This window comes from Streptomyces sp. NPDC044063, from assembly GCF_056434285.1.
In genome coordinates, this window is record NZ_JBWKFM010000027.1 from 36669 (window position 1) to 50258 (window position 13590).

Genomic DNA, 13590 nt, shown 5'->3' on the forward strand with positions numbered 1-13590 from the left:
GCCGGAGAGCCGCTGTCGACGTACGGCATCGACTCCATCCTGATCCTCCAGCTGCTCAACGGGCTCCAGAAGGACCTCGGGGAGGTCGGCAGCACGCTCTTCTTCGAGTACCGCACCGTCGGCGCGCTGGCCGACCACTTCGTCACCGAGCGGCAGGAGGACATCGCGCGCGTCGTCGGCTTCGCGCCGGCGCCGCAGGACGTTCCCGCTCCGGCGCCCGTCGAGCCCCCGGCCGCGGCTCCGGTTGCGGTTGCGGCTCCGGCTCCGGCTCGCGTGGCGGAGCCGCGCCGGCCGGAAGGCACTGTGCGGCCGCGCGGTGGTGGAGACATCGCGATCATCGGCATGAGCGCGCGGTTCCCGCAGGCCGAGACGCTGGACGAGTTCTGGGCCGGCCTGCGGGACGGCAGGGACTCGATCACCGAGATCCCCGCGGACCGGTGGGCGCTCGACGGCTTCTACGAGGCCGACAAGGACCGGGCCGCCGACGAGGGCAGGAGCTACAGCAAGTGGGGCGGCTTCCTCGACGGCTTCGCCGACTTCGACCCGCTGTTCTTCGCGATGACGCCCAACGAGGCGCTGGAGGTCGACCCCCAGGAGCGCCTGTTCCTCCAGGAGACGTGGAAGGCCTTCGAGGACGCGGGCTACACGCGGGCGCGCCTGGAGCGGGAGCACGGCGGGCGCGTCGGGGTCTTCGTCGGCATCACGCGCGCCGGTCACAACCTCCACGGCCCCGACAGGTGGCGGCGCGGCGACATGACGTCCCCGTACACCTCCTTCGGTTCGGTCGCGAACCGCGTGTCGTTCAAGCTGAACCTGAACGGCCCGAGCATGCCCATCGACACGATGTGCTCCTCGTCGCTCACCGCGCTGCACGAGGCGTGCGAGCACCTGCTCAGGGACGAGTGCGAACTGGCCGTGTCGGGCGGCGTGAACCTCTACCTGCACCCCTCGGGCTATGTCGGCCTCTCCCGGCTGCAGATGCTCTCGGACGACGGCAAGTGCCGCAGCTTCGGGCGGGGCGGCAACGGGTTCGTGCCGGGCGAGGGCGTCGGCGCGCTCGTCCTCAAGCGGCTCGAGGACGCGGAGCGGGACAACGACCGCATCCACGCCGTCATCCGCGCCACGAGCGTCAACCACGGGGGCACGACGAACGGCTACACCGTGCCCAACCCGGTGGCACAGGGGAACCTGATCCGCCGGGCGCTGGACAAGGCGGGCATCGACGCCGGCACGATCAGCTACGTGGAGGCCCACGGCACCGGCACCGCGCTGGGGGACCCCATCGAGATCAACGGCCTGAAGCGCGCGTTCGCCGGCGACACCCGGGACACCGGGTTCTGCGCGATCGGCTCGGTGAAGAGCAACATCGGGCACGCGGAGGCCGCGGCGGGCGTCGCGGGCGTCTGCAAGGTCGTGCTCCAGATGCGCCACGGCGAGCTCGCCCCCACGCTGCACGCGGACGAGGCGAACCCGCACATCGACTTCGCGTCGTCGCCGTTCGTCCTCCAGCGCGAGCGGGCCCCGTGGCGGCGCCCCGTCGTGGACGTGGACGGGGTCGCCCGCGAGGTGCCGCGCAGGGCGGGCGTCTCGTCCTTCGGGGCGGGCGGCGCGAACGCCCACGTGGTGATCGAGGAGTACCGCCCGGCCGAGCCCGACGCCCGTCGGACCCCGGACGCCGGACCGGCCGTGATCGTGCTCTCCGCGATGGACGGCGAGCGGCTGCGGGAGCAGGCGAGCGCGCTCCTGCGCCGGCTGACCGACCCGGAACGGCCGGACGTGCCGCTCGCCGATGTCGCGTACACGCTCCAGGTCGGCCGCGAGGCCATGCCCGAGCGGCTCGGGACGGTCGTCGGCTCCCTCGGTGAACTGGCGGACCGGCTGCGCGGCTTCCTCGACGAGCCGGAGCGCACCGACGGCCTCCACCGCGGCCGGGCGAACCGCGACGGCGGCGCCGCGTTCACCGCCGACGACGGCCTGGACGAGGTCGTCGCGGCGTGGATCGCCAAGGGCCGGTACGCCAAGGTGCTCGACCTGTGGGTGAACGGCTTCGACATCGACTGGCGGGCGCTGCACGCCGGCACGGACGTACGCCCGGTCTCCCTGCCGACCTATCCCTTCGCCCGGGAGCGGTACTGGGTCGGTGACGACACGACCGACCGGCCCCGCGGCCCGGCGGAACCCGACGGAGGCGGCCCGCGATCGCGGGTCGACGACGTCCTCGACGACTATCTGAACGGCTCACTCGACCTGGCTGCCGCGGCGGAGATGCTCGGCCCGGCCTTCACCACCGCGCCGGTGCGCGCCACGGACAACGGAGAGGCGGCCAAGTGAACGACGCACTGGTCGAGATGCTGCTGGACCTCAAGGCGAACCGCATCTCCAAGGAGCAGTTCAAGGAGGCGGTGAACAGCGGGGCGGTGAACAGCGGGGCGGTGCGGGCGAGCGAGGGCACGGGCCCGGAGCTCGTGCGCTTCGTTCCCGTATGGGAGCGGGCGGCCGACGGCACCGCCGCCGGGACGCCCGGGCACGTCGTGCTGCTCGCGGGGCCGCGACAGGCCGCGGAGGCGCTGCGGGCGCACAGCGGCGCCCCCGGCGTCCACCTCCTTCAGAGCCCGGCGGCCGGGCTCGCGGCGCGCTACGCGGACCTCGCCTGCCAGGTGCTCGAGGTGGTCAAGCGGCTGCTGGCCGACCCGGCGCTGCCCCCGACGCTCGTCCAGCTCGTCTGCCCGGAGGCCGGCGACGACGCGCCGCTGTCCGGTCTGCTCGCGATGCTGCGCACCGCGGCGCTGGAGAACCCCAAGGTCGTGCCGCAGCTGGTCCTCGTCGACGGGGACCGGGGCGTGGAGCGGGTGGTCGAGCGGGTCCTTCAGGCACGGGACCACGCGGACGCGTCGGCGGTGCGGTGGCGCGACGGCGAGCGGGAGACCCTGGTCTGGCGGGAGCTGCCCGCCCCCGCCCCCGCCGACCTGCCCTGGAAGGAAGGCGGCACCTATGTCGTCACCGGTGGTCTGGGCGGCCTGGGGCTGATCTTCGCCGAGGACCTGCTGCGGTCGGTCCGCCGCGCGACGCTCTTCCTGACCGGCCGTTCGCCCCTTGACGGCGAGCGGGCGCGGGCGCTGGAGGCGCTGAGCCGCCCGCACGCCCAGATCCGCTACGTGCGGCTCGACGTCGCGGACACGGCGGCCGTCGAGGAGTTCGTGGCCGGGGTCGTACGCGAGTGCGGCTCGATCGACGGCATCATGCACGGCGCCGGGGTGACCAGGGACGGCCTCCTCCGCACCAAGAGCACGGAGGAGCTGCGGGAGGTCCTCGCCCCGAAGGTGACCGGGACGGTCAACCTCGACCACGCCACCCGGGACCTCGCGCTGGACTTCTTCGCCACGTTCTCCTCGGGGGCCGCGGTCACGGGCAACACCGGCCAGGCGGACTACGCGGCCGCCAACGCGTTCATGGACGCCTACGCGCACCACCGCGACGCCCTCGTCACCGCGGGACGGCGCTCCGGGCGAAGCCTGTCCGTCAACTGGCCGCTGTGGGCCCGGGGCGGCATGACCGTCGACGAGGAGACGGCGCGCGCACTCCACGAGGACCTCGGCATGGTTCCGCTGCGGACCGGGAGCGGCATCCGCGTCCTCCACGAGTCCCTGCTGACGACCCACAGCCAGGTGATGGTGGTCGAGGGCGACGGCCCCCGGATCCGCAAGGCCTTCTCCGCCCCGTCCGCCACCGCGGCGCCTTCCTCGGCGTTCACCGCGGCGGCGGTCCCCGTGACCGCCGTCGGCGAGGACGAGCTGCGCGAGAAGGTGGTCGGCAGGCTCGCCGGGCTGCTCGGCGGCGTCACCGGCCTGCGGGCCGCGCAGATCGACCCGGGCGCGCCCATGGAGAGCTACGGGATCGACTCCATCGTCGTCACGCGGCTGAACCGGAAGCTCACGGAGGTCTTCCCCGGCCTCTCGGTGGCCCTGCTCTACGAGTACAACTCGCTGGACAGCCTCGGTGCCCACTTCGTGGCGGAACACCGGGAGCGGTGCGTCGCCTGGACCGGTGCCGACGCGGCGCGCCCCGCGGTCGCGGCCACCGTCGTGGAGCGGGACCCCGTCCCGGCCGCCCCCGTCCCGGCCGCCCCCGTCCCGGTCGCCCCCGCTCCGGCCGCCGTCGTGCGGGACACGCCCGAGGCCGCCGACGCCATCGCGGTCATCGGCGTGAGCGGGCGCTTCCCCCGGGCGCGCAACCTCGACGAGTACTGGGAGAACCTGGCCGAGGGGCGCGACTGCGTCTCGGAGGTCCCGCCGCAGCGCTGGGACCTGGCGGGCTTCTTCCACGCGGACCGCGACGAGGCCGTCGCGCGGGGGCTGAGCTACAGCAAGTGGGGCGGCTTCCTGGAGGGGTTCGCCGACTTCGACCCGCTGTTCTTCGCCATCTCGCCGCACGAGGCGATGAGCATGGACCCCCAGGAGCGCCTGTTCCTCCAGGAGTCGTGGAACGCGCTCGAGGACGCCGGCTACACCCGGCAGGGCCTGGCGGACCGGCACGGCGGCCGGGTCGGCGTCTTCGCTGGCGTGTCCAAGACCGGCTTCGAGCTGTACGGACCGCGGCTGTGGGAGCAGGGCGAGAACCTCCACCCCGTGACGTCGTTCGCGGCCGTGGCCAACCGGGTGTCCTACTTCCTCGACCTCAAGGGCCCGAGCCTGGCCGTCGACACCATGTGCTCGTCGTCGCTGAGCGCCGTCCACGAGGCGATGGAGCACCTGCGCCGCGGCGAGTGCGACGCGGCCCTCGCGGGCGGGGTCAACCTCTACGCCCACCCGTCGAGCTACGTCCTGATGTCCCGGGTGCGGATGCTCTCCGACGACGGGAAGTGCCGCAGCTTCGGCGCGGGCGGCACCGGATTCGTCCCCGGCGAGGGCGTGGCCGTCCTGCTGCTCAAGCGGCTGGCGGACGCCCGGCGCGACGGCGACGTCATCCACGCCGTGCTGCGCGGCAGCAGCATCAACCACGGCGGCAGGACCCACGGCTACACCGTGCCCAACCCGGCCTCCCAGGCCGAGGCGGTGCGCGAGGCCATGGACCGGGCCGGGGTGTCGGCGCACGACATCGGCTACGTCGAGACGCACGGCACCGGAACGGCACTCGGCGACCCCATCGAGATCAGCGGTCTGTCCCGGGCGTTCGCCAAGGACACCGACGACCGTCAGTACTGCGCGATCGGCTCGGCGAAGAGCAACATCGGCCACCTGGAGGCCGCGGCCGGCGCCGCCGGGCTGGTCAAGGTGGTGCTCCAGCTGCGGCACGGGAAGATCGCGCCCACCCTCCACGCGCGGGAGCCGAACCCGGAGATCGACTTCGGCTCGACCCCGTTCCGCGTCCAGCGGGAGCTGACCGAGTGGAAGCGCCCCACGGCCGGTCCCGACGGGTCCGCGGTGGAGCGCAACCGCGTCGCCGGGGTCTCCTCGTTCGGCGCCGGAGGCTCCAACGCGCACGTGATCGTGGAGGAGTACCGCGACACGGACCCGACGGGGATCGCCCCGGACGACCACGGCCCGCAGGTGATCGTCCTCTCGGCGAGGGACCGGGACCGCCTGCGCGAGCGGGCACAGGACCTGGTCTCCTGGCTCGGCCGCCAGGACCCCGCCCACCCGCGCCTCGCCGACCTCGCGTACACGCTCCAGGTGGGCCGCGAGGCGATGGAGTCGCGGCTCGCGCTGCGCGTCGACTCGTTCGCCGACCTCACGCGCCGGCTCACCGCGTTCGCCGCGGGCGACGACGACGTCGAGGGCCTGCACCTGGGCGACGTCAAGCGGCACAGGGAGACCCTGGCCCTGCTCACCGCCGACTCCGACATGGCGGCGACCGTCGCGGCGTGGATCGGCAAGGGCAAGTTCGCCAAGCTGATGGACCTCTGGGTCAAGGGGCTGGCGTTCGACTGGGAGACCCTTCCCCGCGCGGGCGCGGTGCGCCGGGTGTCCCTGCCGTCGTACCCGTTCGCCAAGGAGCGCTACTGGGTCGGTGACGTGGGCACGGCGGAGGCGCGCGGCGACGGTGCGCGGGGCGCGGTCGCGGTGCACCCGCTGGCGCAGGTGAACTCCTCGACCCTGGACGTGCAGCGTTTCGACTCGGTGTTCTCCGGTGACGAGTTCTTCCTGCGGGACCATGTCGTCCAGGGCGAGCGGGTGCTGCCCGGTGTGGCGTACGTGGAGATGGCGCGGGCCGCGGTCGAGGCGTCGGTGGACGGCGTCGGCGGGTTGAGGCTGCGCAACGTGGTGTGGGCCCGGCCCGTCAAGGTGGCCGACGAGCCCGTGCGGGTGCGGACGACGCTGGTGGTCGAGTCCGAGGGAGAGGTGGGCTTCACGGTCACCACCTCCCCCGACCCGGCGGACGGCGACGTGGTGCACTGCCGGGGCACGGCGGTGCCGGGCGGTTCGGGCACGGTGCCGGCGGTGGACCTGGACGGCGTGCGGGCCGCCTGCGACGGTACGCGGTGGGACGCGGAGCGCTGCTACGCCCTGTACCGGTCGCTGGGGCTCGACTACGGCCCCGGGCACCGCGGGGTGGAGAGCATCACGGTCGGCGGCGGCCAGGCCCTCGCACGGTTGCGCCTGCCCGCCGGGGCGGCGGATGTCCCGGGTGGGTTCGTGGTGCACCCGGGCCTGATGGACTCGGCGCTGCAGGCGACCGTGGGGCTGCTCGCCGGGAGCGGTGACGCCGAGGACGGCGCGCTGTTCCTGCCGTTCGCGGTGGACGAGGTGGAGATCCTCGCTCCGTTCCGCGACGGCATGTGGGCGTGGGTGCGCCACAGCGCCGACGACAACCCCGCCAGTGGGGTGCGCAAGCTCGACATCGACGTGTGCGACGACGACGGCGTGGTGTCCTGCCGGTTCACCGGGTTCTCCACGCGCGCCTACGGCACCGGCGACGCGCCCGAGCCGCGGGTCGCGGCCGAGGCGCCGCGCACGGCTCCCGTACCGCGGCCGGCCCCGGAGGCCGTGCCGGACGGCACGTGGGACGAGCGCGTGTGCGCCTACCTGGCCGGGGTGCTGGCGGCCGAGCTCCGGCTCTCCGCCGACCGGATCGACGTCGACGACGCCTTCGAGGTGTACGGCATCGACTCGATCACGACCATGAACCTGACCGGCAAGCTGGAGCGGGACTTCGGTTCGCTGCCCAAGACCCTGTGGTTCGAGTACCAGAGCATCCGTGCCCTCGCCGGGTACTTCGCGACGGCGCACGAGGAGCGGTTGGCAGCGCTGCTCGGCGTGGCCGGCGGGTCCTCCGGCGGGGAGACCGGGCACGCCGGGGCAGCGACCGCCGACGGTGCCACCACGGCCGCCGCCGAGGTCGCCCGGCCCGTCGCGGTGTCGGGGAAGCGTCCCCTGGTGCGGGCGCGCGACGTGGCGCGGCCGCGGGCCACGGGACGGGCCGATGTGGCCGTCGTGGGCGTGGCCGGGCGGTATCCGGGGGCGTCGGACGTCCGCGAGTTCTGGCGCAACCTGGTGGACGGCAGGAACTGCGTCACCGAGATCCCGGCGGACCGGTGGGACCACGGTCGCTACTACGACGCGGACAGGAACGCGGCGGGGAGGACGTACGCCAAGTGGGGCGGGTTCCTGGACGGCGCGGACCGCTTCGACGCGCTGTTCTTCAACATCTCCCCGCGCGAGGCCGAGTTCATGGACCCGCAGGAGCGGCTGTTCCTGGAGTGCGTGCAGGAGACGCTGCAGGACGCCGGGTACACGCGGCCGGCGCTGAGCCGCCACAGCGCCGACGGGCTCGGCGGCAACGTCGGCGTGTTCGTCGGCGTGATGTACGAGGAGTACCAGCTCTACGGTGCCCAGGAGCAGGCGCGGGGCCGCAACGTCGCGCTGTCCGGCAACCCGTCCTCCATCGCGAACCGGGTGTCGTACTTCTTCGACCTCCACGGTCCCTCGATGGCGGTGGACACCATGTGCTCCTCATCGCTCACGGCGCTCCACCTGGCCTGCCAGAGCCTGCTGAACGCCGAGTGCGAGGTGGCCGTCGCCGGTGGTGTCAACCTGTCGCTGCACCCCAACAAGTTCCTGATGCTGGGCAGCGGCAAGTGGGCGTCGAGCCGTGGGCTGTGCGAGAGCTTCGGCGCCGACGGCGACGGCTACGTCCCCGGTGAGGGCGTGGGCGCGGTCCTGCTCAAGCCGCTGGACCGCGCGGAGGCGGACGGGGACACGATCTACGGCGTCATCCGCGGCACGGCGGTGAACCACGGCGGGAAGACGAACGGGTACTCGGTCCCCAACCCGCGGGCGCAGGCCAAGGTGATCGGCCGGGCGCTGAGCCGGGCCGGCGTGGACGCCCGGGACATCTCGTACGTGGAGGCGCACGGCACCGGCACGTCGCTGGGCGACCCGATCGAGATCGCCGGCCTGAGCAACGCGTTCCGGGAGTACTCCGAGGACGACCAGTTCTGCGCGATCGGTTCGGTGAAGAGCAACATCGGCCACGCCGAGAGCGCGGCCGGCATCGCCGGGCTGACCAAGGTGCTGCTGCAGATGAAGCACGGCACGCTGGTTCCCTCGCTCCACTCCGAGGTGCTGAACCCGCACATCGACTTCGCGGGCAGCCCCTTCACGGTCCAGCGGTCCGTCGCCGAGTGGACCCGCCCCCGCGACGCCGACGGCAGGGAGACGCCGCGGATCGCCGGGGTGTCCTCGTTCGGCGCCGGAGGGTCCAACGCCCACGTCATCGTGGAGGAGTACCTCCCCACCCGCGTCGTCGGGCGGTCTGCTGACGAGCCGGACGCCGAGGCGGCGATCGTGCTGTCCGCGCGGACCGGACCCGGTCTGCGCGATGCCGCCGAGCGGCTCCTGGACTGGATGGCCCGGGACGGCGCGGCGGAGTCGCTGTCCGACATCGCCTACACCCTGCAGACCGGCCGGGACGCGTTCGAGGAACGGCTCGGCCTCGTCGTCGCCACCAAGGACGAACTCACCGAGGCGCTGCGGCGCTTCCTCGCGGGCGAGGACGTTCCCGGCCTGTACCGCGCGAAGGCCAAGCGCCGCGGCGACGACAGCCTGCGCGTGTTCGCCGTCGACGAGGACCTGACGCGGGCGCTGGACGCTTGGATCGAGAAGAGGAAGTACGGCAAGCTGCTCGAACTCTGGGTGGCGGGCCTGGCGGTGGACTGGACGAAGCTCCACACGACCGGCACCCGCCGCCGGCTCTCCATGCCCACCTACCCCTTCCAGCGCGAGCGCTACTGGCCCTCCCTGGACGAGGAGCCGGCGTCGCGGCCGGGCGCCGGGCAGCTGCACCCCCTCGTGCACACGAACACGTCCAGCCTGGCCGGGCAGCGGTTCAGCTCGGTGTTCACCGGGGACGAGTTCTTCCTGCGCGACCACCGGGTGAGCGGTGAACGGACGCTCTCCGGGGCGGCGTGCCTGGAACTGGTGCGGGCGGCCGTGGCGGAGTCCCTGGACGGCGAGCCGCACGGGACGATCCGTCTCACCAACGTCGCCTGGACGCGGCCCGTCATCGTGGGAGAGCCCTCCCTGGCGGTGCACGTGCGCCTGAGCCCGGGCGACGGGGACGACATCGCCTTCGAGATCTCCAGCCACCCCGGCCAGGACCCCACCGCGCGGCCGGTGATCCACAGCGAGGGCATCGTGCTCGTACCGCCCCCGGCCGCGGACGGCACCCCCCGGACCACCGTCGACCTGGCGGGCCTGCGGTCGGAGTGCCGGGACGCGGAGCTGGACGCCGAGCAGGTGTACGCCGCCTTCGCGGCCCACGGCATCGACTACGGTCCCGGCCACCGCGGCGTCCAGCGGCTGTGGGTGGGCGACGGCCAGGTGGTCGCCCGGCTGGTGCTCCCGGACACCGTCGGAACGACACTGGACGCCTACGGCCTCCACCCGTCCCTGCTGGACTCGGCCCTGCAGGCCGCCGTGGGCCTCACCGCGGACGGCGACGGGACACCCCACCTGCCCTTCGCGGTCGACGAGGTGGAGATCACCGGTGACTGCGCGCGGTCCATGTGGGCGTGGGTGCGCACCGGCGCCGCCCGTCAGGAGGGTTCGGCGGTCCGCCGTCTCGACATCGACCTGTGCCACGACGACGGAACGGTCGCCGTGCGGCTCAAGGGCCTGTCCTCGCGGGCCTACTCGGCCGGAGAGGCGGCCAAGGCCGGGGAGGCCGGCAAGGCGGGGCGGACCGGGGAGTTCCTCGCCGCGCCGCACTGGGTCGGCGACGACCACCGGGGCGGCGCGCGCGAGGGCGACCTCGCCGCGGTGACGGTGGTCGCCGGGCTGCCCCGGGTCGCGGACGCGCTCGAAGCGCGCGGAGGAGGCCGGGTCGTCCGGGTGGAGTCCGACGCGCCGGGTGTGGACGTGCGGTTCTCGGACTACGCGTCGCAGGTCTTCGACGTGGTGCGGCGGGTACTGGCCGAGCGCTCGCACGACGACGTGTGCGTACAGGTGGTCGTGGGCGCCGACGGGGAGTCCTCGGTGGGCTCGGGTCTCGCCGGTGTCGTACGGACCGCGGGGCTGGAGAACCCCCGTGTCACGGGCCAGGTCGTCCTGGTGGAACCGTGGGAGGACCCGGAGCGGGTCGCCCCGTGGCTGGCGGCCGACCGCGCCGCGACGGACGACGCGGTGGTGCGCTACCGCGGTGGAACCCGTGAGGTGCTGCGGTGGCGCGAGCTGCCCGGCGCCGGGGCCGGTGGTGACGTGGCGGCGGCCTGGAAGGACGCCGGGGTGTACCTGATCACCGGTGGTGCCGGTGGGCTGGGTGTGCTGTTCGCCCGCGACATCGCCGCACGCACGCGGGGCGCCCGGATCGTGCTCACCGGCCGCGGGGCCCTGGACGAGGGCCGCCAGGCGGTCCTCGCCGAGCTGCGGGCGTCGGGCGCGGAAGCGACGTACGAGCGGGTCGACGTCACGGACCGGGCCCAGGTGGAGGCGCTGGTGCGCCGCGTCCACGACGCGTACGGCCGCCTGGACGGCGTGCTGCACAGCGCGGGCGTGATCCGGGACGCCTTCCTCCTGAAGAAGACCCGGGCCGACTTCGACGCCGTCCTGGCGCCGAAGGTGACGGGCCTGGTGAACCTGGACGAGGCGACCCGGGACGTCGACCTCGACTTCCTCGTGCCCTTCTCGTCGGTCGCCGGAGTGTCGGGCAACGTCGGCCAGGCCGACTACGCGGCCGCGAACGCCTTCATGGACGCCTTCGCCGCGCACCGCAACACCCTGGTGGCCAGGGGCGAACGGCGGGGCCGGACGCTGTCGGTGAACTGGCCGCTGTGGGCCGAGGGCGGCATGGGCGTCGACGCCGGAACCGAGCGGGCGATGCGCGAGAACTTCGGCATGGTCCCGCTGCGGACCCGGACCGGGATCGACGCCCTGCACCGGGCGCTCGCCACCGACGAGGACCAGGTGATGGTCCTGGAGGGCGACACCGAGCGCTTCGCGTCCCTCATCGGCTCTCCGGCGGCCGGGCACGAGCCCGCGGCGCCGGCCGGGCCCGCCGCCGACGACCTCGCGATCGAGGCCGTCCCCACGGGCGAGGGCATCGAGCGCGCGGCGGTGGCGTACCTCGCGAAGCTGCTGTCGTCGGTGATCAACCTGCCGGCCGCCCGGATCGACCCCGAGGCGTCGCTGGAGGACTACGGCATCGACTCCGTGATGGCCATGGACCTCACCCGGGCCCTGGAGGAGGTCTTCGGATCGCTGTCGAAGACCCTGCTCTTCGAGTACCAGAGCATCGAGGCACTCGCCGGGCACTTCGTCACCGCCCACCCGGAGAAGGTGCGCGCACTCGTCCCCGACACGAGCGTCGGTACGCCGACCGTCGCGACGGACGAGCGGATCGCGCGCGGGACCGGGCCCGGGGAGACGGGCACCCGGCGGAAGCGCGCCGGGCGGCGGCGGGCCGAGCCGGCGGCGGCCGGAACGGCTCCGTCGGGGCCGGCCGACATCGCGATCATCGGCCTGGCGGGCCGTTACCCGCAGGCGCACGACGTCCACGCGTTCTGGCGCAACCTGGCCGCCGGCAAGGACTGCGTCACCGAGATCCCCGCCGAGCGGTGGGAGCACGAGCGTCACTTCGACACCGACCGGCAGGCCGCCGGAAAGACGTACAGCAAGTGGGGCGGGTTCGTCGACGGCGCCTACGACTTCGACCCGCTGTTCTTCAACATCTCCCCGCGCGAGGCGGAGATCATGGATCCGCAGGAGCGGCTGTTCCTCCAGTGCGTGTACGAGACCCTCGAGGACGCCGGGTACGTCCGGGAGTCGGTGAAGACCCGCGCCGGCAATGTGCTGGACGGCCGGGTCGGGGTGTTCGTCGGTGTGATGTACGAGGAGTACCAGCTCCACGCCGCGCAGAGCCAGGCGCTCGGCGATCCCGTCGCGGTCAGCGGCAGCGCCGCCGCCATCGCGAACCGGGTGTCGTACTTCTGCAACTTCCACGGCCCGAGCATGAGCGTGGACACCATGTGCTCGTCGTCGCTGACGTCGATCCACCTGGCGTGCCGGAGCATCCGGTGGGGCGACTGCGACGTGGCGGTCGCGGGCGGGGTCAACCTGTCGCTGCACCCGAACAAGTACCTGCTGCTGAGCACGGGCAACTTCGTCTCCAGCACCGGACGCTGCCAGAGCTTCGGCGCCGGCGGCGACGGCTACGTGCCCGGCGAGGGCGTGGGCGCGGTCCTGCTGAAGCCGCTCGCGAAGGCCGTCGCGGACGGGGACCGGATCTACGGCGTCATCAAGGGCACGGCGCTCAACCACGGCGGGAAGACCAACGGCTACACCGTGCCGAACCCGCACGCCCAGGCCGGAACCATCGCCGACGCGCTGAAGGCGGCGGGTGTGAGTGCCCGCGAGGTCGGCTACATCGAGGCCCACGGCACCGGGACCTCGCTCGGCGACCCGATCGAGATCACCGGGTTGACGAAGGCCTTCCGCGAGGACACCCAGGACGACCGGTTCTGCGCCATCGGGTCGGTGAAGAGCAACATCGGCCACGCGGAGAGCGCCGCCGGCATCGCCGGACTCACGAAGGTCCTGCTCCAGCTGCGGCACCGCAAGCTCGCCCCGTCCCTGCACGCCGAAACCCTGAACCCGAACATCGACTTCGCCGGCACACCCTTCACCGTCCAGCGCGAACTCGCCGACTGGCCGGCGCCCGACCCCGCGACCCCGCGGATCGCCGGGATCTCCTCCTTCGGCGCGGGTGGCTCCAACGCCCACGTCATCGTCTCGGAGTACCTCCCCGCCCCCGGGGAGCGCGCCGCGGCGCCCGCCGGCCCCGCCGCCGTGCCCCTGTCGGCGCGCACCGGCGACGAGCTGCGCGACGTGGCCCGCGACCTCGCCGCATGGCTGACGCGTCCCGGCGAGGCCCCGCTCGACCTGGCGGACGTGGCGTACACGCTCCAGGTCGGACGCGAGCCGCTGCCGGAGCGCCTCGGCATCGTGGCCACCTCCACGCCGGACCTCGTCGAGAAGCTCCACCACTTCCTCGCCGGCACCGCCGTCGACGACGTCGTGCGCGGCGGCCCCAAGGAGGAGAACACCGTCTCCGCGCTGTTCGCCCAGGACGCCGACCTCGACGTCCTGATCACCACCT

Annotated in this window: 2 protein-coding genes (both running past the window's edge); both read left to right on the forward strand. The window is 73.5% G+C overall.

What is annotated here, in order from left to right; all coding sequences use genetic code 11:
• Positions 1-2331, forward strand: partial view of an SDR family NAD(P)-dependent oxidoreductase gene (locus AC07BS_RS27575; protein ID WP_478934828.1) — the final stretch only. The gene continues 25473 nt to the left of window position 1, outside the view; the window shows 2331 of its 27804 coding nt (coding positions 25474-27804); its start codon lies off the left edge, out of view; its stop codon occupies positions 2329-2331.
• Positions 2328-13590, forward strand: partial view of an SDR family NAD(P)-dependent oxidoreductase gene (locus AC07BS_RS27580; protein WP_478934829.1) — the 5' portion only. 2438 nt of this gene lie beyond the right edge of the window; only the first 11263 of its 13701 coding nucleotides appear in the window; it begins with the start codon at positions 2328-2330; its stop codon lies off the right edge, out of view. The genes AC07BS_RS27575 and AC07BS_RS27580 overlap by 4 nt, the downstream gene beginning before the upstream one ends.